Annotated in this window: 18 protein-coding genes; 12 read left to right on the top strand and 6 right to left on the bottom strand. The window is 69.6% G+C overall.

Annotated features, from left to right (window positions below; genetic code table 11):
• Nucleotides 1–184: 184 nt before the first annotated feature.
• A complete protein-coding gene (locus tag QZM35_RS05280; protein WP_089427614.1) occupies nt 185–1,330 on the top strand; it encodes a glycerophosphodiester phosphodiesterase in 1,146 nt (381 codons plus the stop codon).
• Nucleotides 1,331–1,394: 64 nt separating this feature from the next.
• Here the strand turns inward: QZM35_RS05280 and QZM35_RS05275 are convergent, their stop codons facing one another.
• The gene (locus QZM35_RS05275; protein WP_301775532.1) at nt 1,395–3,023 is read right to left on the bottom strand and encodes a rhodanese-related sulfurtransferase; all 1,629 of its coding nucleotides are present in this window, start codon (nt 3,021–3,023) and stop codon (nt 1,395–1,397) included.
• 116 nt (nt 3,024–3,139) lie between these two features.
• Nucleotides 3,140–3,706, bottom strand: a complete 567-nt coding sequence (locus QZM35_RS05270; RefSeq protein ID WP_089427616.1) for a cysteine dioxygenase — start codon at nt 3,704–3,706, stop codon at nt 3,140–3,142.
• Between the two features lie 17 nt (nt 3,707–3,723).
• Between QZM35_RS05270 and QZM35_RS05265 the strand changes: the two genes are divergently transcribed.
• Complete coding sequence (locus tag QZM35_RS05265; RefSeq protein ID WP_174971555.1) at nt 3,724–4,698, top strand: LysR family transcriptional regulator; 975 nt, start codon at nt 3,724–3,726, stop codon at nt 4,696–4,698.
• 61 nt (nt 4,699–4,759) lie between these two features.
• On the opposite strand, the gene QZM35_RS05260 is transcribed toward QZM35_RS05265, so the two are convergent.
• A complete protein-coding gene (locus QZM35_RS05260; protein WP_089427617.1) occupies nt 4,760–6,136 on the bottom strand; it encodes an acyl-CoA dehydrogenase family protein in 1,377 nt (458 codons plus the stop codon).
• Between the two features lie 306 nt (nt 6,137–6,442).
• On the opposite strand from QZM35_RS05260, the gene QZM35_RS05255 reads away from it, so the two are divergent.
• The 8 genes from QZM35_RS05255 (at nt 6,443) to QZM35_RS05220 (ending at nt 14,590) form a co-directional block, all read left to right on the top strand.
• Nucleotides 6,443–7,528: an LLM class flavin-dependent oxidoreductase gene (locus QZM35_RS05255; RefSeq protein WP_089427618.1), complete on the top strand. Its 1,086-nt coding sequence runs from the start codon at nt 6,443–6,445 to the stop codon at nt 7,526–7,528.
• Nucleotides 7,529–7,561: 33 nt separating this feature from the next.
• Nucleotides 7,562–8,401: a class II aldolase/adducin family protein gene (locus QZM35_RS05250; protein ID WP_174971559.1), complete on the top strand. Its 840-nt coding sequence runs from the start codon at nt 7,562–7,564 to the stop codon at nt 8,399–8,401.
• A gap of 32 nt (nt 8,402–8,433) precedes the next feature.
• Nucleotides 8,434–9,480 (top strand): ABC transporter substrate-binding protein, encoded by a 1,047-nt coding sequence (locus tag QZM35_RS05245; protein ID WP_301775531.1) that lies wholly within the window; start codon nt 8,434–8,436, stop codon nt 9,478–9,480.
• Between the two features lie 4 nt (nt 9,481–9,484).
• The gene (locus tag QZM35_RS05240) at nt 9,485–10,588 is read left to right on the top strand and encodes an ABC transporter permease (protein WP_301775530.1); all 1,104 of its coding nucleotides are present in this window, start codon (nt 9,485–9,487) and stop codon (nt 10,586–10,588) included.
• On the top strand, nt 10,582–11,409 hold the full coding sequence (locus QZM35_RS05235) for an ABC transporter ATP-binding protein (RefSeq protein ID WP_174971563.1): 828 nt from the start codon (nt 10,582–10,584) through the stop codon (nt 11,407–11,409). Before QZM35_RS05240 ends, QZM35_RS05235 begins: the two co-directional genes overlap by 7 nt.
• 50 nt (nt 11,410–11,459) lie before the next feature.
• Nucleotides 11,460–12,644: a cytochrome c gene (locus tag QZM35_RS05230; RefSeq protein ID WP_301775529.1), complete on the top strand. Its 1,185-nt coding sequence runs from the start codon at nt 11,460–11,462 to the stop codon at nt 12,642–12,644.
• Between the two features lie 37 nt (nt 12,645–12,681).
• A complete protein-coding gene (locus QZM35_RS05225) occupies nt 12,682–13,635 on the top strand; it encodes an ABC transporter substrate-binding protein (RefSeq protein WP_301775528.1) in 954 nt (317 codons plus the stop codon).
• An 88-nt stretch (nt 13,636–13,723) separates the two neighbouring features.
• Nucleotides 13,724–14,590, top strand: coding sequence for an MOSC domain-containing protein (locus QZM35_RS05220; RefSeq protein WP_301775527.1), 867 nt, complete (start codon nt 13,724–13,726; stop codon nt 14,588–14,590).
• An 83-nt stretch (nt 14,591–14,673) separates the two neighbouring features.
• Here QZM35_RS05220 and QZM35_RS05215 read toward each other — a convergent pair whose 3' ends face one another.
• From QZM35_RS05215 to QZM35_RS05205, 3 genes are all read right to left on the bottom strand, one after another.
• Nucleotides 14,674–16,092 carry a sensor histidine kinase gene (locus QZM35_RS05215; protein WP_174971569.1) on the bottom strand — a complete coding sequence of 473 codons (1,419 nt, stop codon included), beginning with the start codon at nt 16,090–16,092 and terminating at the stop codon, nt 14,674–14,676.
• A gap of 181 nt (nt 16,093–16,273) precedes the next feature.
• Complete coding sequence (locus tag QZM35_RS05210) at nt 16,274–16,954, bottom strand: response regulator (protein ID WP_089427627.1); 681 nt, start codon at nt 16,952–16,954, stop codon at nt 16,274–16,276.
• A 125-nt stretch (nt 16,955–17,079) separates the two neighbouring features.
• The gene (locus tag QZM35_RS05205; RefSeq protein ID WP_301775526.1) at nt 17,080–18,318 is read right to left on the bottom strand and encodes a multidrug effflux MFS transporter; all 1,239 of its coding nucleotides are present in this window, start codon (nt 18,316–18,318) and stop codon (nt 17,080–17,082) included.
• Nucleotides 18,319–18,420: 102 nt separating this feature from the next.
• On the opposite strand from QZM35_RS05205, the gene QZM35_RS05200 reads away from it, so the two are divergent.
• Nucleotides 18,421–19,908: a PLP-dependent aminotransferase family protein gene (locus QZM35_RS05200; RefSeq protein WP_301775525.1), complete on the top strand. Its 1,488-nt coding sequence runs from the start codon at nt 18,421–18,423 to the stop codon at nt 19,906–19,908.
• 218 nt (nt 19,909–20,126) lie between these two features.
• The gene (locus QZM35_RS05195; RefSeq protein ID WP_301775524.1) at nt 20,127–21,227 is read left to right on the top strand and encodes an ABC transporter substrate-binding protein; all 1,101 of its coding nucleotides are present in this window, start codon (nt 20,127–20,129) and stop codon (nt 21,225–21,227) included.
• Nucleotides 21,228–21,302: the final 75 nt, after the last annotated feature.

The following is a 21,302-nucleotide window of genomic DNA, read 5'->3' as shown; positions in this document are numbered from 1 at the left end:
CGCAGTCAACCGCCCTGCCGCGGGTATCGCACCCTAAAAATAGATAATGGAAAGGCGAAAGTAATACATATGTAATTATTCGGTGCGACGATCGCGTCCCATTCGACTCCGTGCGACACGCCGCGACGGCCTCACCGCCGGATCGATCGCCCCTTTCCGACTCTCGTTTCGAAGGTTCATCGACATGCTCTTCAAGCGCCCGACCTCCCTGCGCTACGTCCCGTTCGCCTGTGCCGCCGCGTTCCTGCTCGCCGCGTGCGGTGGTGACGACGACGTCGCGTCCGATCCCACCCAGCCGATTTCCGCGAAGGTCCAGGTGGTCGGCCATCGCGGCGCGAGCGCGCTGCGCCCCGAACACACGCTCGCGTCGTACCGCAAGGCGGTCGAGGACGGCGCGGACGTGATCGAGCCCGACCTCGTGTCGACCCGCGACGGCGTGCTCGTCGCACGACACGAGAACGAGATCTCGGGCACGACGAACGTGTCGACGCTGCCGCAGTTCGCGAGCCGCAAGGCGACCAAGACGATCGACGGCGCGGAACTGACGGGCTGGTTCACCGAGGATTTCACGCTCGCCGAGCTGAAGACGCTGCGCGCCCGCGAGCGCATTCCGCAAGTGCGCCCCGCGAACACCGCGTACAACGACCAGTTCGAGATCCCGACCTTTGACGAGATCGTCGCGCTCGCGAAGCAGATGTCCGCGCAGACCGGCCGCACGATCCACCTGTATCCGGAAACCAAGCATCCGACCTACTTCCAGTCGATCGGCCTGCCGCTCGAGGACCGTCTCGTCGATGCACTGCTGAAGGATTCGTACACGGCACGCACGGCGACCGTCTACATCCAGTCGTTCGAGGTCGCGAACCTGAAGACGATCCGCAACCGGATCAAGTCGAGCCAGCCGAACTGGAAGCTCGTGCAGCTGATGGACGAAGCCGGCCAGCGCCCGTACGACTTCGTGAAGGCGAACGACAAGCGCACCTACGGCGACCTGTCGACGCGCGACGGCATGCGCGAGATCGCGACCTATGCGAACGGCGTCGGCCCGTACAAGACGTCGATCATCGCGGTCGCCGCGGACGGCACGCTGCAGCAGCCGACGCCGTACGTGCGCTACGCGCACGAGGCCGGCCTCGTCGTGCATCCGTACACGTTCCGCCCGGAGAACAACTTCCTGCCCGCGTCGCTGAAGGATGGCGGCACGCCGGCCACGCGCAACCCGGCCGGCTCGGTGCGCGAGATCCAGGCGTACCTGCGCGCGGGCATCGACGGTTTCTTCACCGACGATCCGGCCGTCGGCCGCACGGCCGTCGATACGTTCAAGCGCTGACCTGCGCGCTGACCGGGCGCGATGCATGACGCACGACGCGCCGCGCCCGGTCGCGCCGCATCGGTCAGATCACGTTGAAGTGATGCGTGCCGTCCCGCTTCAACTGATCGACCAGTCCGTACTCCCAGTCGAGATACGCCTGCATCGCGGCCGCCGCGTTGTCGGTGCCTTCGTACGGGCGCCGGTAGCGGTCGACGCGCGGTGAGGCCAGATGCGTCTCCCCGCTTTCGAGCGGCAGCCCGGCGTCGATCCATGCGGCCGTGCCGCCGGCGAGCACCGAGATGTCGGCCGAAGCCGGCAGCAGCGCGCAGGCGTCGTCCGCCGCGAACCGCGCCAGCAGGCTCGACCCGCACGTGAACACATAGCGCTTCGCGGGCGGAATCGCCGCGAGCGCATCGCGCAACTGCGCACGCACCGCGAACCACGCACCCGGGATATGCCGCTTCACGTAGTTCGCGCTGGCCGTCACGTCGACGATCGCCAGCTCGCCCGGCGCGGCCTCCTTCAGCCAGCCCGCGAGCGTCGCGGGCGACACTTCCGCCACGCTCGGCGTCGCCGGCACGTCGCGCGGCGGCTGGCCGCGCTCGCCGAACTTCGCCGTGCCGTCCTCCGGTTCGACCACCCGCACGTCCCAGCCCATCTGCGCGAGCCACGACGCGGTCATGTCGGCGCGCACGCCGTCATCGTCGGCGAGCACGATCCGCGCGCCGCGCACGGCCGCGTGATGGTCGGTCTCCTGCACGAGCTGGCCGCCCGGCGTACTGAGGAAGCCCGGCAGATGGCCGGCTTCATATTCCTCCGGCGTGCGTACGTCGAAGCGGTACAGCGTGCGGCCCGGCGCGTCGAGCGCGGCGACATCCGCGAGCGCGATGCGCGGCACGCCCGCGCGTTCGGCCACCGCGCGCGCCGCCCGGCGTGCGTCGGCACGCTGCGTCGCGTCGATGTCGTCCGGAAAGCGTCGCGCGGCGCCGCGTTCGAGCGTCTGGCCCGCGAGCGTCCAGCCGATCGTGCCGTTGCGCAGCGCGGCGACCGGATTCGGCAGCCCCGCGTTGACGAGCGACTGCGTGCCGATGATGCTGCGCGTGCGGCCCGCGCAGTTGACGATCACCTGCGTCGCCGGGTTCGGCGCGAGCGCGCGCACGCGCAGCACGAGCTCCGCGCCCGGCACGCTCGTCGACGTCGGGATGTTCATCGTCTGGTATTCGTCGAAACGGCGCGCGTCGACGATCACGACATCGGCCTTCGCGTCGATCAGCGCCTGCACCTCCTGCGCGGACAGCGACGGCGTATGCCGCTCGGCCTCGACCCATTCGCCGAACGACTTGCTCGGCACGTTCACGTCGATGAACAGTTCGCCGCCCGCGGCGAGCCAGCCCGCGAGGCCGCCGTCAAGCAGCCGCACGTCGGTGTAGCCGAGCTGCGCGAGCTTGGCGGCCGCGCGCGGCGCGAGATCCTCGCCGCCCGCTTCGCCGAACACGACGATCGGCGTATCGCGGCGCGGAACCCGCGTCCACGCGTCGAGTTCGAGTTTCGACAGCGGAAAGTTGGCCGCCCACAGCGGGTGGCCCTGCGCGTACGGATCTTCCTCGCGTACGTCGATCAGCGCGATCTCGTCGCGGGCCAGCAGGCGGGCGCGCACGTCCTGGTACGACGCGACGGGAAAGCGGGAGGTGGAGTCGGCGGATTGCGTCACGGTGTCTCTGTCTTGATTGAATGCGTTGAAGTCGGTGAAAAAAGCGGAACGGATGAATCTCGGGCCTGCCGGCGCGTGCCGGCAACCGGCCGCGCGTGCGGGCGTTGCGTCAGGCATCAGGCATTCGAATAACCCGACACGAAAGGCTTCACGGTACCGTCGTCGAGGAACACCGCGCGCTCGACCTTGCCGATGTTCGCGCCGTACACATGGATGCTGATCGATACCTGATCGTCGAACGCGTTGGTCACGCGATGGACGTCGCCGATGCGCGGCGACACGGCCTCGATTTCGCCCGGCCGCAGCCGCACGGCGTCGCCCGCCGGCTCGGGCCGGCCCGCCGCGTCGAACCGGTACGGCTGCGAGAACTCGCCGCCGCGCAGCATCCCGATCAGCCCCCACACCGTGTGGTTGTGAATCGGCGTCGTCTGGCCCGGCCCCCACACGAAGCTGACGACCGAGAACCGCTCGTCCGGGTCGAGATACAGCAGGTACTGCCGATAGCGCGCGGGGTCGGGCTGCGCGAATGCGTCGGGCAACCAGTCGTCGTGTTCGACGAGCGCGGCGAGCAGCGCGCCGCCTTCGTCGAGGATGCGCGCCTCGTTCGCGCCGGACGCGAGCAACGCGCCCAGACCGTCGACGAACGGCCGCAGCGGCGTCTGATGCAACGAAAGCGTACTCATCGGCTGACTCCTCGAATATGATGCCGAATATGATGGATCGTCATGATGCACCCGAAAGACCATGCAGAACAAACATGAAAATTAGCGATATCGACGCTTTTGCAGCGGTCGTCCGCTGCCAGACCCTGAGCCAGGCCGCGGCCGAGCTCGGGATGACGCAGCCCGCGATCACGCGGCGCGTCCAGAATCTCGAGGAAGCGCTCGGCGTGATCCTGCTCGATCGCAACACCAAGCCGCCGCGCCCGACCGACATCGGCCGACGGGTGTTCGAGCAGTGTCGCGCGATCCTGCGTGAAGTCGATGCGCTGCGCGAGCTGACGGCCGGCGAGCAGCCGCCTGCCGGCGAATTCCGGATCGGGCTCACGCAGGGCCTCGGCGAGCTGATGCTGCCCGCGCTGATCGCCGAACTCGCCGCGCAGTGGCCCGCGCTCGCGACGCAGGTCACGACCGCCTGGGGCGGCATGCTCGTCGAGCGCGTCGCCCGGCGTGAACTCGATGCGGCGCTCGTGTTCCTCGCGCGCGAAATGGTGCTGCCGGCGCAGGTCGAAGGCGAACGGCTGCTGGCCACGCGGCTCGTCGCGGTCGGCCGCAAGGGCGACTGGCCGCGCCGCAGCTACCGGCTCGCCGATTGCCACGCGCGCGGCTGGGTGCTCAATCCGGACGGCTGCGGTTTTCGTGCGGGCTTGCGGCGCGCGCTCGACGCGCAGGGCCTGCCGATGCCGGTCACGCTCGACACCTACGGCCGCGACCTGCAGCTGCAGAGCGTCGCGAACGGCTTCGGCATCGGGCTGATGCCGCTGCCGCTCGTCGAAGGCAGCCCGCTGCGCGATGCGCTCGACATCGTGCCGCTCGCCGATTTCAAGCCGCAGATCGATCTGTGGCTGCTGCGCCGGCACGATGCGGCCCGCTTCGACGCGCCGCTCGCCGCCGTTGCCGCGCATGCGCGCACCGCGTTCGCGTTGCCGGAGCAGGCGCACGGCAAGGCTGCCTGACCGGATCGGGCGGCGAAGGCGTCGCGCCGCCCGATTGGCGCCCGCGCCCGCCCGGCTCCCATCACGCATCGTTGCGGCCGCGTTCGGTCTCGTTGACCGACGCCCCGCTCGTCTCCGTTTCGCCTTTCGTTTCGCCCTTCGCTGCGCGCTTCGTCTCACTCCGGCTCGCCGCTTCGAGCGCCGCACGCCCCGCTGCCACTGCGATCGCATCGTCCTGCGGCGTATGCACGCGGCTGCACAGCACGTCGCGATAGTGGCGTTCGAGCGGATTGGCGCGGCTCAGCCCGTGATTGCCCGACAGCTTCAATGCCTGCTCGACCACGCGGATCGCGTGCTCGGTCACGGTTCGCTTGACGAGGCCGCTCGTCGTGACCGCCGGTGCCGTACCCGCATCGGTGCGCGCGATGTGATCGTCGAGCAGCACACGGTTCGCATGCAGCCAGCCCTCGATTTCGCCGACCGCTTCCTGCACGCGCGGCAGCGTCGCCAGCGGCGCGCCCAGCCCGCTCGGCGCACGCGTCGTCGCGAACCCGACCAGCCAGTCGCGCGACGCACGCGCCACCGCGTCGTACAGGCTGCCGAGCAACGCGACCATCCACGCCTGCTGGTCGGCCTGCGCATCGGCATCCGCATGGGTCGCCGCCGACACGGCCCATGCGTCCGGTGCGCGTACGTCGACCGCGTAATCGGCCGGCAGCCGCACGTCGTCGAACACGACCTCATGGCTGCCTGACGCACGCAGGCCGAGGTGATTCCAGCTTTCGATCACGCGGATGCGATCGCCGTCCGCATCGCGGTCACGCGGCACCAGAAACACGCCGACCCGCGGCACCGGCTCGTCGGTGCGCGCCCACACGGCCAGCCAGCGCAGCGCCGGAATCCCGGTGCTGTACAGCTTGTGGCCGGACAATCGCCAGCCGTCGCCGTCGCGCCGTGCAATGGTTTCCGGCAGGCCGCCGCGCGACGGCGAACCGAGCGCGGGCTCGACGCGCAGCGCGTTGATCAATGCCCCTTCGGTGACCGCGCTGTCGAATACCGCCCGCCGGACCTGCGCCGGCCAGCGGTTGTCGGCGCGGCCGAGCGCGCGATGCTGCAGGTAGGTCATCGTCAGCACCAGCGCGGTCGCCGGGTCGGCGCTCGCGACGGCAGCCACGATCCGGCTCGCCTGCGCGAGCGTCGCACCGGCGCCGCCATGCTCGCGCGGCACGACCTGCGCGATCAGCCCCGCGCGATGCAGCCGCGCGAAGTTCTCGTGCGGAAAGCGGCCGTCAGCGTCGTTGCGGGCCGCGTCGGCGGCCAGCTCCGGCGCGAGGCGGTCGAGCAGCGCGGCGACGCGGGCGCCGTCGGCGTCGGCGTCGGCGTCGGCATCGTCGGTGGACAGCAGGCGCAGCGAACGCGGCTGCGGCGCTGGCGAGGAAGCGGCAAGGCTGGCGGACATCGAGACGGATTCCCTGGGCAATACGCAAAGTAATACGGACCGGCGGCAATAGCGGCAATCGATCGCCACGCGGCGCGGTTTCTGATGAAGCCGGCGATCCGGAACGCGCGGCGCCGGATGCGCTGGCGCCCGCGCGCCCGATCTTTCGTGAGCCCACAGCGTATGCGCAGCGCGCCCCCGCCCAAACCATGCAAATCTGATATTCAATTCGGGATTGATTATTTCCGTTTCGCATGATCCCGGCGTTAACCTGCGCTCCATTCCTGCCCGGCCGTGCGCCGGGACGTCCCTGCACCGGAGACCCAGATGAGCGTCGAATTCATCGGCATGATCCAGAGCCAGAAGCAGTCGGAAATCCATCCGCCGTCCGGCCCCGTCGTCGATCCCGATTACGTGCGCGATTTTGCGCGCGCCCACGAGACGGCCGGCTTCGACCGGATTCTCGTGCCGCACCACTCGACCGGCCCGTCGGCGACGCTGACGATCGCGTTCGCCGCGGCCGCGACCGAGCGCATTCACTTCATGCTCGCGCATCGCCCGGGTTTCACCGCGCCGACGCTCGCCGCGCGGCAGATCGCGACGCTCGACCAGTTCAGCCGCGGCCGGCTCGCCGTGCACTTCATTTCCGGCGGCTCGGACAGCGAACAACAGCGCGACGGCGATTTCCTCGATCACGACGCGCGCTATGCGCGCACCGACGAATACCTCGGCATCCTCCGACGAATCTGGACCGAAGCGCAGCCGTTCGATCACGACGGTGCGCACTACCGATTCAAGCAGGGCTTTTCAGAAGTGAAGCCGTTCCAGCAGCCGCATGTGCCGATCTATTTCGGCGGCGCATCGGAAGCGGCGCTCGAAGTGGCCGGCAAGCACGCGGACGTCTACGCGCTGTGGGGCGAATCGCTCGACCAGGTGCGCGACCTGACCACACGCGTGCGCGCCGAAGCCGCGAAGCACGGCCGCCAGGTGCGCTTCTCCGTGTCGTTCCGCCCGATCCTCGCCGCGACCGAGGACGAAGCATGGGCGCGCGCGCATCGCATCCTCGACGAAACGCGCCGGCTGCGCGAAGCGGCCGGCCTCGGCGCCGGCGGCCCGCAGCAGAGCGAAGGCGCGCGCCGCCTGCTCGCCGCGGCCGAACGCGGCTCGCGCGTCGACAAGCGGCTGTGGACCGAGATCGCGAAGCTCACCGGCGCACGCTCGAATTCGACGGCGCTCGTCGGCACGCCCGAACAGGTCGCCGACGCCCTGCTCGACTACTACGACCTCGGCGTCACGACGTTCCTGATCCGCGGCTTCGATCCGCTGGAAGACGCGATCGACTACGGCCGCGAACTGATTCCGCGCGTGCGCAGCGCCGTCGCCGCCCGCGACGCGGCACGCCGCGCAGCCTGAGCCCAACGAAGCCTATTGGAGCCATCCGCCATCATGTCCGCCGTCCTTGCCTCGCCCGTCCGCACCGCATCGGGTCTCGAACTCGCCGAAGCGCCGCGCCAGCATTTCTGGTTCGATCCGCCGGCACCGCGCATCGACGTCGCCGCCGAGCGCCGTCACCGCCAGGAACGGCTCGCGGGCGCATTCCGCCTGTTCGCCCGCTTCGGCTTCGCGCAGGGGCTCGCCGGCCACATCACCGCACGTGACCCCGAACTGCTCGACCACTTCTGGGTGAATCCGCTCGGCGTGCATTTCTCGCAGATCAAGGTGTCCGACCTGCTGCTCGTCAACGCACGCGGCGAAACCGCGATCGGCACGCGGCCGCTGAACAAGGCCGCGTTCGCGATCCATGCGGCGATCCACGAAGCGCATCCGCACATCGTCGCCGCCGCGCATACGCACTCGACATACGGCAAGGCGTGGTCGACGCTCGGCCGCCTGCTCGATCCGCTCACGCAGGATGCCTGCGTGTTCTACGAAGACCACGCGCTGTTCGACGACTTCACGGGGATGGTCGTCGACACGAGCGAAGGCGCGCGGATCGCGGACGTGCTCGCGAAGCCGGACGGCACCACGCACAAGGGCGCGATCCTGAAGAACCACGGGATCCTGAGCGCCGGCCCGACGGTCGAGGCCGCTGCGTGGTGGTACATCGCGCTCGACAACGCCGCGCACACGCAGTTGCTGGCCGAGGCGGCCGGCACGCCGCAGCCGATCGATCGCGCGACCGCGCGCCACACGCACGGCCAGATCGGCGGCCCCGAGGGTGCGCTGCATGCATTCGACAGCCTGTTCGCGCGCGTCGTCGCCGAAGAACCCGACCTGCTCGACTGAGCAACATTCCGCACGACCGGAGACCAGCCCTCATGACCCGAACCACCGCACCCGCACCCGCACCCGTGCCCGACGACGCGCACGACGACAAGCGCCGCAAGCTGCTGCGAGCCGCCGGCGCGGTCGCGCTCACCGCGCCCGCGATCACGCTGGGCCGCAAGGCCTGGTCCGCGCCGCCGCTGAAGAAGCTCACGTTCGCGTGGAACCAGAACGCGTTCTGCCTGACGCCGATCGTCGTCGCGCAGGAGCGCGGCTTCTTCGAGAAGAACGGCCTGAAGGTCGATCTGATCAACTACAGCGGCTCGACCGACCAGTTGCTCGAATCGATCGCGACCGGCAAGGCCGATGCGGCGGTCGGGATGATTCACCGCTGGCTGAAGCCGCTCGAAGCCGGTTTCGACGTGAAGATCATCGGCAGCTCGCACGGCGGCTGCGTGCGGCTCGTCGGCGCGAAGGCGGCCGGCGTGACGACGCTGCAGGCGCTGAAGGGCAAGACGGTCGGCGTCAGCGACCTGGCTGCGCCCGGCAAGCATTTCTTCTCGATCCTGCTCGCGAAGAACGGGATCGATCCCGAACGCGACATCACGTGGCGGCAGTATCCGGCCGACCTGCTCGGCGTGGCGGTCGACAAGGGCGAGATCCACGCGATCGCCGACGGCGACCCGAACCTCTATCTGCTCGAGAAGCGCAGCAACGGCGCATACACCGAGCTGGCGACGAATCTGTCCGGCGAATACGCGCGCAAGGTGTGCTGCGTGATCGGCGCGCGCGGTGACCTCGTGCGCAACGACCGTCCGTCGGCCGCCGCGCTCGCGCGCTCGATCGTGCAGGCCACCGAACTCACGCACGACAACCCGAACGAAGCCGCGAAGGTGTTCGCGAAGTATTCGCCGAAGATCAACCCCGAGGACTTGCGCAAGCTCTACGCGACGCTCACCTACAATCACCACCCGACCAACGTCGACCTGCAGCAGGAAATCGCGTTCTACGCGGACGACTTCCGCCGCATCAGCGTGCTGAAGAAGAGCACCGACCCGCAGCGCTTCGCGCAGCAGGTCTATGCGAACGTGCTGGGGTGACGCGATGTCGACGATCGAACACGCTGCTCCCGCACGCTCCGCTTCCGGCGCTTCCGGCGCTTCCGGCGCCAGTACCACCGCATCGTCGGCACGTGTCGCCTGCACGGCCTGCGAAGCGACGCTGGCCGCCGAAGCCCGTCGCGCGCGTACCTGGCCGACCGGCATCGCCGCCGCGCTCGCATGGGGCGTGCTCGGCGCCCTCACGCGACTGTGGCCGAACCGCGTCGTCGGTTTCAGCGACTGGGCGTACACCGACGAATTCGCCGTCGGCGCGTGGACGATCGCCGCGCTGTTGCTCGCCGCCGCGACGCTCGGCCATCTCGTCCCCACGACACGCACGCGGCTCGCACGCGTGCGCCCGGCCGGCCCGTGGCTCGTCGCGCTGCCGCTCGTGCTCGCCGCGTGGGAAATCGTCACCGCGAAAACCGGCTGGCTGCCGACGCCGTTCTTCGCGCCGCCGCAGGCGCTGATCGAGGTCTACGTCGACGACTGGCCGCGCCTGCTGGGCAGCGCCGGCAACACGCTGAAGCTGCTCGCGCTCGGCTTTGCGTACGGCGTCGCGGTCGGTTTCGCGGTCGGCGTGTCGATTGGCTGGTCGCGCCGGATCGGCTACTGGGTGCATCCGGTGCTGCGCGTGCTCGGCCCCGTGCCGGCCACCGCATTGCTGCCGCTCACGTTCTACTTCTTCCCGTCGAGCTATTCCGCGGCCGCGTTCCTGATCGCGCTCGCAACCGGCTTCCCGGTCGCCGTGCTCACGTGGTCGGGCGTCGCGAGCGTCAACAAGCAGTATTACGACGTCGCGCGCACGCTCGGCGCGAACGCGCGCTTCCTCGTGCTGCGCGTCGCGATTCCGGCCGCGCTGCCGCACGTGTTCGTCGGCATCTTCATGGGGCTGAGCGCGTCGTTTACGGTGCTGGTCGTCGCCGAGATGATGGGCGTCAAGTCGGGGCTCGGCTGGTACCTGAGCTGGGCGCAGGGCTGGGCATCGTACGTGAACATGTATGCGGCGCTGATCGTGATGGCGCTGCTGTTTTCCGGGCTGATCGCGCTGCTGTTCGCGGTGCGCGACCGCGTGCTCGCCTGGCAGAAAGGAACCGTCAAATGGTGAGCGCCGCCGTACTCGAATCGTCCGTTGCATCGTCCGTTGCCGCTGCGCCCGCCGTCACGGCGCCGCGCGGCGCGCGCATCGACATCCGCCGCGTGAGCCATGCGTTCGACGGCCCCGGCGGCGCGCTGCCGGTGCTCGACGACGTCACGCTGTCGGTCGCGGCCGGTGAATTCGTCGCGCTGCTCGGCCCGAGCGGTTGCGGAAAATCGACGCTGCTGCGCCTCGTCGCGGGCCTCGACGCCGCGCGGCAAGGCACGATCGCGCAGGACGGCGTGCCGATCGAGCAACCCGATCCGTCGCGCATCGTCGTGTTCCAGGATCCGACGCTGTACCCGTGGCGGCGCGTGCGCGCGAACGTCGCGCTCGGCCTCGAGGCGCGCGGCGTGGCACGCACCGCGCAGCATCGCGTCGACGATGCGCTCGCGCGCGTCGGGCTGCAGGAATTCGCGAACGTGTTTCCGCATCAGTTGTCCGGCGGGATGGCGCAGCGGGTCGCGCTGGCCCGTGCACTCGTCAACGATCCGCGCCTGCTGATTCTCGACGAGCCGCTCGGCAAGCTCGATTCCCTGACGCGGCTGACGATGCAGGCCGAGCTCACCGCGCTGTGGCAACGCGACGGCTTCTCCGCGCTGCTCGTCACGCACGATGTCGAGGAAGCGCTGTTCCTCGCGCAGCGCGTGATCGTGTTCGGGCCGCGCCCCGCGCGGATCGTCGCCGAGTTGCACGTCGACCTGCCCTATCCGCGCCATCGCGGCGACCCGCGCCTCGCCGAACTGCGTCACGACGCGCTGCGGCATCTCGGGCTCGATGCGAGCTGGTAGATGCGCGGTACCGTTCGACGAAGGGCCGCCGCGCGGCGCGGCCGTAGCCGATGAACGCGCCGACGTTCGCCGACTGGGCGCTCCTGTTTCTGCAAGGGCTGTATCGCGCGCAAATCGCGCTGGCGCGCGTGCTGCATGCGATCGGGCTGACGGGCGACGCCGATGGTCAAGCCGCGTGGCCATGGGCCCATCGCATCGCGCTCGAAACGCTGCGCATCGACGCGGGACTCACGCGGCAGCTTGCGTTCGCCGTGGCGGCGACGGCGCTGGCGGTCGTGCTCGCGGGCATCGCGCTGGCGTCGCGCAAGTGGCGTGTCGTATCGGCAGTCGCCGCGCTGGCCGTTGCGTGGTTCGCGCCGTGGCCGCCGTCGTCGCTGTGGCTCTCGCCTGCCGTACCGACGAGTTTCCAGCGCGATCCCGCGCCGTTTTCCGTATCGAACGTGATGCACGGCGCGCATCTGTATGCGCAGCATTGCGCGGCGTGCCACGGCGCGGACGGACGCGGCGAAGGGCCGCTCGCGGCCACGCTCCCGCACTGGCCGCCGACCTTCGCCGGCGCGCTGCTCGCCCGACGTCTCGACGGCGAGCTGTTCTGGCGCGTACGCCACGGCACGCGCGACGAACACGGCGCGTCGACGATGCCCGGCTTCACCGCGACGCTCGGCCCCCAGGACACCTGGGCCGTGCTCGACTACCTGAAAGCGCTCGCCGCGGGCAGCGGCGCGCAGGCGGAAGGCGCGTGGCCCGTGCCCGTTCCGCTGCCGGCGCTCGACGTGCGCTGCGGCGCCGCTGCACCCCAGCCGCTCGAGCGCTGGCGCGACGGCCAGCGCGTGCGCATCGTCGCGCTCGCGCCGGGCGCGACGCCGCCGCCGGAAGACGCGCGCTGGCAAACCTTGCTCGTCACGGCACGCGGCGCGCCCGTGGCGCAGGCAACCGGCGCCGCACGGGCCGATTGCGTCGCGTCGACGCCCGATGCGTGGCACGCATTCGCGACGATCGCCGGCGTGGCGCCCGATGCGCTCGGTGGCACGCAGCTCCTCGCCGATCGGCGCGGCTGGCTGCGGGCGCGCGCGTTGCCGGGCAGCGCCGGCTGGTCGGATGCCGACCTGCTGTGCCGCTCGGACGCCACCGCACGACCGGCCGTGCCGGCAGCGACCGGCGATCCGCTGACTGCGCTGCTGCTGCGCGTCGACACGGAGCCCGTACGCGATGTGCAGGCCGGGCTTCCGCATTGATTGAAACTTTGAACCTCTCTTCCGACCGAGCTTCACGATGAATCCAACCCGACGCCATTTCCTCGCACAAGCGAGCGCCCTCGCCACGATCGCCGCAGCCCCGGCCGCCCTGCGCGCGCAATCGGGCACGCGGCCGCTGCTGCGTGCCGGCGACCAGAAAGGCGGGCTACGCGCGCTGCTCGAAGCGGCCGGCGAACTGAATGGCCTGGCGTACGACATCGCGTGGACCGAGTTCCCGGCAGCCGCGCCGCTCGCCGAAGCGCTGAACGCGGCCGCCGTCGACTGCGGGCCGATCGGCGACGCGCCGGTGATCTTCGCACTCGCGTCGGGCGCACGCATCAAGGTGATCGGCGCGAACCGCTCCGACCCATACGGCACGGCCGTGCTCGTGCAGCCCGACGCGGCGCTGAAAGGCGCGGCCGACCTGAAGGGCAAGCGCATCGGCACCACGCGCGGCTCGATCGGCCATTTCGTCACGCTGAAGGCGCTCGATGCGGCCGGCCTGCCGCCCGACACCGTGTCGTTCCGCTTCCTGCCGCCGGCCGACACGATGCTTGCGCTCGCAACCGGTTCGATCGACGCGTGGGCGACCTGGGAGCCCTATACCGCGCTCGCCGAAACGAGCGGCCGCGCGCGCGTGCTCGTCAATGGCCGCGGACTGTGGTCGGGCCTCAGCTACCTCGCGGCGACCGACGCGGCGATCGCGTCGAAGCGCGACGTGCTGCACGATTTCCTGCGGCGCGTCGTGCGCGCGCAGACCTGGTCGTACCGCCATGTCGATGCGTATTCCGCGGCACTCGCGCGCATCATCGGCATTCCGCCGGCAGCCGCGAAGCTGCAGTTCGAGCGTCGCCACACGCGCTGGCTGCCGATCGACGCGACGGTCGTCGCGGAGCAACAACGCACGGCCGACTTCTACCTGAAAGCCGGACTGCTGCGCCAGCCGCTCGACGTGCGCACGACGTTCGACCCGGGCTTCCCGCTCGCCTGACCGGCCACGCGACGGCGCGCAGCCGCCCGAACGGCTTCGGCATGATCTGGCACAATCGCAGTCTCGCCATTCGCCTTCAGCCAGCGTCATGCCAGCCATCGCCGAACTCTTCGTCTACCCGATCAAATCCTGCGCCGGCATCGCGTTGTCGCGCGCGCAACTGCTCGAAACGGGCCTGGCGTACGACCGCCACTGGCTGATCACCGACCCGGCCGGGCAGATGATCACGCAGCGCACGCACCCGCGCCTCGCGCTGATCCGCACCGCGCTCGACAGCGATGCGCTCGTGCTGAACGCGCCGGGCATGCACGAGATCCGCACGCCGCTCGACGGCGACGTATCGCCCGCCACGCCGAAAATGGCCGCGACCGTATGGCGCGACACCGTCGACGCGATCGACACGGGCACCGAAACGGCCGCGTGGCTCACCGAATTCCTCGGCACGCCCACGAAGCTCGCGCGCTTCGGGCCCGACGCGCGTCGCGGCTGCAACCGCACATGGACCGGCGAGATCGATACGCACACGCAGTTCGCGGACGGTTACCCGCTGCTCGTGATCGGCCAGTCGTCGCTCGACGACCTGAATGCGCGGCTCGCCGCGAAGGGCGCGCCGGCGATCCCGATGAATCGCTTCCGCCCGAATATCGTCGTGTCGGATCTCGACGCGTTCGAAGAGGATTTCGTCGAACATCTCGACACGGAAGGCGCGACGCCCGTGCGGCTGCGCCTCGTGAAGCCGTGCACGCGCTGCCCGATGCCGACGATCGACCAGGCCACCGGCGCGCCCGATCCGGCGTGGCCGCACGAACCGACCGACACGATGCAGACCTATCGCGCGAACCCGAACTTCAACGGCGAGCTGACGTTCGGCATCAATGCGATCGTCGTCGAAGGCGCGGGCGCGTGGCTCGAAGTCGGCCAGTCGCTGGAAGCGGAGATCGGGTTCGGCGATTGAGCCGGGCGGGCGGAACCGCTCGCCCCTTTCACCGCCGGGAAGCCGCGGCTCACAGCCACCGCTTCCCGCATCGCCGATCGCCATCACGCAGCGCGCGGCGCTGCGTCGTTCGCCGCCGGCAGCCAGATCGTCACGACCAACCCGCCACCGGCCGCATCGGCCAGCGTCACGCTGCCCTGGTGCACACGTGCGATCTCGCGCACGATCGACAGCCCGAGCCCCGTCCCTTCGACCGTCTGCGTCTTGCTGCCGCGATGGAAGCGCTCGAACACCGCGTCGCGTTCGTCCGCCGGAATGCCCGGCCCGTTGTCGATGACGTCGAGCCGCGCGTGCTCGCCGTCGCGCGATACGCGCACCGTGATCACCGCGCGATCACCCGCATAACGGATCGCGTTGTCGATCAGGTTGCCGATCATCTCGCCGAGCAGGTCGGACTGCCCGTGCACGTCAAGGTCGGCCTCGTGCTCGAAACCGAGATCGATGTCGCGCGCGCGGGCGACCGGCGACCAGTCGAGCGTCACGCTGCGCGCGAGCCGGTGCAGCGCGACCGGCTTGTGCGCGACCGCATGGCCGCTGTCCGAATCGAGCCGTGACAGCGACAGCAGTTGCTGCACGATCTTCGCGGCCTGCCGCACCGCACCGTTCGCACGCCGCAGGTGCCCGTTCGCGCGCGGCTGCTCGTCGGGCCGCAACGCGAGTTCGACGCCCGCCTGCACGGCCGCGAGCGGCGTCTTCAGTTGATGGGCCGCGTCCGCGAAGAAGCGGCGCCGCGCGACCTGCATCCGCTGCGTGCGGCCGATGTACTGGTTGATCGACTCGACGAGCGGCGCGAGTTCGCTCGGCACCGCACCGGTATCGAGCGGCGTCGTATCGTCCTCGCTGCGCGCGGCGACCGTCGCCGACAGCCGGTTCAGCGGCCGCAGCCCGCGCCCGACGCCGAGCCACACGATGCCGAGCGCCAGCACGACGAGCAATCCTTCCTGCAGCAGCGACCCCACCAGGATCTCGCGCGCGAGCGCTTGTCGCGCCTCGATCGTCTCGCCGACCATCACCCACACGATGCGCGACTGCGCGGTCGGCACGTCGTGCACCGGGATGCGCAGCGCGGCCATCCGCAACTGCTCGCCGCGATACACGACGTCGTAGTAACGCGTGACGAACAGCGCGCCGTCGCCCGCGTCGCGCCCTCGCGGCAGCGGCAGGTCCGGGTAGCCGGTGATCGTGTGGCCGTTGTCCTCGCGGATCAGGTAGTAGACCTTGCCGCCGTCGCTCGACTCGAGCATTTCGAGCGCGAGATACGGCAGGTCGACCTCGATCTCGCCGTCGTTGAGCCGCACGCCTTCGCGGATCGACTTCAGCGACGACGACAGCGTGCGGTCGAACGCGACGTGCGCGGCGCTCATCGCGCGCTGGTACGTGAGCCACGAGTCGAGCGCGAGCAGGCCGAGCAGCGGCAGCAGCAACCACAGCGCGACCTGCGCGCGCAGGTTCGGGCGGGTCACTCGGCCCCCCGCCAGGCCGCCCATAGGGACACGGCGGCGCATGCACGGCGCACCGCTCCGCGCCCGCACGGTCGGCCGTGAATGGCGTGCGTGTCGTTGGCGCGCCGTGAGCGTGTCGATCCGGCATGGCGCGTCAACGCGCCCACCCGTTCCGCGCAAAGATCGTGAGCCCGGCGGCGGTTCATTCAGCCGTCTCCGCCTTCGCTTCCAGCAGATAACCGAGCCCGCGCAGCGTGACGATCGCGACTCCTGCGTTCTCGAGCTTCTTGCGCAGCCGGTACACGTAGATCTCGATCGCATCGGCATTGACCGACTCGTCGAGCCCGAAGATCTTCTCCGACAGCGTTTCCTTGTTGATCGCGCGGCCGTTGCGCAGGATCAGCACCTCGAGCACCGAGCGCTCGCGCGGCGTGAGCGACAGCGGCTCCCCCGCGAGCTGGAAGCTGCGGTCGATACTGTCGTACGAAAGCGGCCCGCATTCGACCCGCGAATGCTCGTGGCCGAGGCTGCGGCGGATCAGCGCGCGGGCGCGCGCCTCCAGTTCGGTCAGTTCGAACGGTTTCGCGAGATAGTCGTCGGCGCCGAGATCGAGCCCCTTCACGCGATCCTCGACCGACCCGTGCGCGGTCAGGATCAGCACCGGCACCGGATTGCGGCGCGCGCGCAGCCGCCGCAGCACTTCCAGCCCGTCGAGCTTCGGCAGCCCGAGATCGAGGATCACCAGCGCGTAATCCTGCGTGCGCAGCACGTGATCGGCCGCCTCGCCGTCCGCCATGTGGTCGACCGCGAAGCGCGCCGCGCTTAGCGCATCGTTCAGCGACTGGGCGAGGTTCGGATTGTCTTCGACGAGCAGCACACGCATGGGGATTCCGGTAAGGTCAGCGACAGGCCGCTACATTACATGATCCTTTCCATCGCGACGCCTCGCGGAAACACGGGTTGCGCCGTCGGCTCGGGCGCACGTCGGCCGGCCCGGCCGACCGTCGCTCAGCGCTCGGCGGCGGGCCGGTTGCGCGTCGCGAAGCGCGAACTTTCGCCTGCCCGGTGCCGCTCGCGCAGGCCGACCGCCACCGCCAGGAACGCGACGCTCGCACCGGCCGTGACGACGATCATCGGGCGCGCGGTGCCGTCCGACAGCCACGCCAGCACGCCGCCGCACGCGGCGGTGATCGCCATCTGGATAAAGAAGAACAGCCCGGACGCCGTCCCCGCGATCGTCGTGTACGGCTGCATCACCGCGAACTGGCAGGCCGGAATCGCGATCCCGACGGTGATCATCACGAAGAACATCGGGACGACCAGCGCCGCGACCGCCGTCGGCGCGATCACACCGCCGATCCACAACACGGCGGCGCTGGCCAGATTGACGGCCGCCGCCGCCGCGATGACCGAATCGGTCTTCCAGCGCGTGCCGGTCCGCGCGAACAGGTTCGAACCGATCAGGTAGCCGAGCACGGTCAGGCCGAAGATCGCCGCATACACGGGGCCGGATACGCCGCGTTGCCGCTGGAACAACGTCGACGATTCCGCGATGAACGGGTAGTACGTGCAGTACGCGAAACTGATGGCGAGCGAGTAGCGCAGGAACCTGCGCTCGCGCAGCAGGCCCGCGTACGTCCGCAGAAGCCCCGCGCCCGGCGCCGGCCGCGCGTTGCGTTCGCGCGTCTCCGGCAGGTAGCGCAGCACCATCGCCGTTGCGACCAGCCCGCCCGCTGCCAGCAGCCCGAACACGCCGCGCCAGCCGAGCCATTCGGCCACCGCACTGCCGGCCAGCGGCGCAATCACCGGCGACAGCGCCATGCCGGCCGAGATGCGGCCCAGCATCGTGGCCTGCATCGCGGTCGGGAAGCGCTCGCGCACGATCACCCGCCCGATCACCGTTCCGCTGCAGCCGCCCAACGCCTGGAAGATGCGCGCGGCGACGATCGCCGTGACGCTGGTCGACCACGCGCAGGCAACGCTCGCGACCACGTAGAGGCACAGGCCGCCGAGCAGGACAGGACGGCGGCCATAACGGTCGGACAATGGCCCCGACGCCAGCATCGACAGCGCGTAGCCGACCATGTACAGGGTGAGCGTGAGCTGCAACTGGGCATCGGTGCCGTGCAGCGCGTCCGCCATCGCCGGCAGCGACGGCAGGTACGCATCGATCGTGACCCGCGGCAGGCACACGACGAGCATCAACAGGAGCAGCCAGCCCCACTGGGGTAATGAACGCGTTTTCATGCGGTGAGCTCGTCTCCGGTCGGATTGATGGGGTCGACAGCAATCTAAGGTCAAAGTGATATAAGCTGAAGGGCCATTAAATCCTTGACTGAATAGACCACTATGCCGCGAGGCAAAGCCGCGATTCCGCTTGATCTGCCGTGCCCGGCCGGGCTGTCCGCGGGCAGTCCGCAGTCGAAGCAGGAGTGCATCGCCGACGCGCTGCGCGACGCGATCCTGAAGCGCCTGCTGCCCGGCGGCAGCCCGCTGCCGTCGAGCCGCACCCTCGCCGCGCGCTGGGGCGTCGCCCGGGGAACCGTCGAAGCGGCGTACGACCGGCTGTGCTCCGAGGGCTACATCGCCCGCACGCAAGGGTCGGGGTCGCGGGTATGCGCGGTGGTGCCGGACAGCTATCTGCGCGCGGCGGCGCAATCGCGCGACACCCACCTTCCCCCATCCGGCGCACACCCCGCACCGGCACGCACGACCGAAGCCCCCGCGCCGGAACAAGGCGTGCGCCCGGGCGTGCCGTTCGTCGCGCGGCTTGCCGATCCCGGCCTGCTGCCGATGCAGCAATGGAAGAAGGCGCTCGGGGCGAGCCTGCTTGCCGCGACCGCGCACGACCTCGGGGCCACGCCGGCGCAAGGCGTCGAAAGCCTGCGCGACGAAATCGCCGCGTACCTGCGGGAATACCGCGGCATCCCGTGCGACGCCGGCGACATCTTCATCACGACCGGCATCCGCCATTCGATCGATCTCGTCGCGCGCACGCTGCTCGCGCCCGGCGCGACGGTGCTGATGGAGGATCCCGGCTATGCGTCGGCGTGGCAGATCTTCACGATCGCGGGCGCGACCGTGATCGACGTGCCGGTCGATCGGGAAGGCATCGACACGGCGTCGCTGGATCGCTATCCCGATGCGCGCGCGGCCTACGTGACGCCCGCCCATCAGGCGCCGCTCGGCGTGACGATGTCGGTGTCGCGCCGGCTCGAACTGCTCGACTGGGCGCAGCGCACCCGCGCATGGATCATCGAGGACGACTACGACGGCGAATTCAGCTACCAGACCGCCCCGCTGCCCGCGCTGAAATCGCTCGACGCGTGCGATCGCGTGCTCTACTGCGGCTCGTTCAACAAGACGCTGTTCTCGGGTCTGCGGATCGGCTTCATGGTCGTGCCCGCGGAACTGCGGCCGGCGCTGTCGGTCGTGTGGCATGCGACCGCGCGCTCGGTCGGCGTGGCGCCGCAGCTGGCGCTGGCCCGCTTCATCGGCCACGGCGATTTTGCGAAGCACCTGCGCGCCGCGCGTCACGCGTACCGCCAGCGGCGCGACATCGTGCTCGACCAGCTGGCGAAACACGCGGGCGGGCGGTACACGGTGTCCGGCGAGCACGCGGGCTTTCATTTCGTGCTGTGGCTGCCGCCCGGGATGGACGACGCGACGTATGTCGCGCAAGCCCAGGCGGACGGCATCGAGTTGCAGCCGATCCGCGGATTCTGTCGAAGCGCCCGGTGCGAAGCGGGCGTCGTCGTCGGGTATTCCGCGCTGACGGCCGCGCACGCGCGGCATGGCGGCCGGCTGCTCGGCAAGCTGCTCGCGCAACCCGCCTAACCGCGCCCGTCATCGGTGCCGCGCCCCGCGGCAACCCGCCGCCCCCGCTTGCCCGACCGTGCCGCGCGCTGCAAAACGCGCGGCCGCCGCCGCTTCGACCTCGGGAAATCCATGACATGAACGACACGATTGTGAACAGAAATGAAAGCGGGCTGAAAGTGCGCCGCAATTAACATCCGCTCCACTCGAACAACACCTAGACGTAACTGGAGGAAGACATGCCGTTTGCACCGAAGCACCTCGTCGCCGCGCTGGCGGTCGTTCTGGGCACTGCCGCCGGCAGCGCCGCCGCGCAGGTTCCGGCCGGGTATCCGGGGAGCTACCAGGGCGTCATCGACGCCGCGAAGAAGGAAGGCAAGCTGATCGTCTACTCGACGACCGACACGGGCCTCGTGCGTCCGCTGATCAAGGACTTCGAAAGCCTGTACGGCGTGAAGGTCGAGTACAACGACATGAACAGCACCGAGCTGTACAACCGCTACATCAGCGAGAACGCGGCGAGCAGCACCAGCGCCGACGTGCTGTGGAGCTCGGCGATGGACCTGCAGGTCAAGCTCGTCAACGACGGCCTGATGGCGTCGTACGACTCCCCCGAAAGCGCGAACCTGCCGCAGTGGGCGCAGTACCAGAAGCAGGCGTACGGCACGACGTTCGAGCCGCTCGCGATCGTCTACAACAAGCGCCTGATCCCCGAGAACGAAGTGCCGAAAACGCGCGCCGAGCTGATCAAGCTGCTCGCGTCGCAACCGGACAAGTTCAAGGGCAAGCTCACGACGTACGACGTCGAGAAATCCGGCGTCGGCTTCAACGCGCTGACGCAGGACGCGCACCTGAACGAGAAGGTCACCTGGGAACTCGTGAAGGCGATCGGCGCGACCGGCCCGAAGCTGCAGTCGAGCACCGGCGCGATGATGGAGCGCATCTCGTCGGGCGAGAACCTGATCGGCTACAACATCTTCGGATCGTACGCGTACGCGAAGGCAAAGAAGGACAAGTCGATCGGCTACGTGTTTCCGAAGGACTACACACAGATCGTGAGCCGCCTCACCACCATCTCGAAGAAAGCGAAGAATCCGAACGCCGCGAAGCTGTGGGTCGACTACCTGCTGTCGAAACGCGGCCAGACGCTGATCGCGAACCAGGCCAACCTGTACGCGATCCGCACGGACGTGACCGGCGAAACGTCGGCCGCGGGCCTCACGAAGGAACTCGGCGATTCGCTGAAGCCGATCCAGATCGGCACCGGCCTGCTCGTCTATCTGGATCAGTCGAAGCGGCTCGCGTTCCTGAAGCAATGGCAGCAGGCGATCAAGGGCTGATCCGCTGATCCACTGACCGGCTTCGGCCGGCCAATGGCCGCCCGCCACGTCGCGCGGGCGGCCCCTTCCCCATAC

Source organism: Burkholderia sp. AU45274, from assembly GCF_030482505.1.
Classification (GTDB): domain Bacteria; phylum Pseudomonadota; class Gammaproteobacteria; order Burkholderiales; family Burkholderiaceae; genus Burkholderia.
Note: the sequence above shows the minus strand (reverse complement) of the source record. Positions and strands in the feature narration are given on the sequence as shown.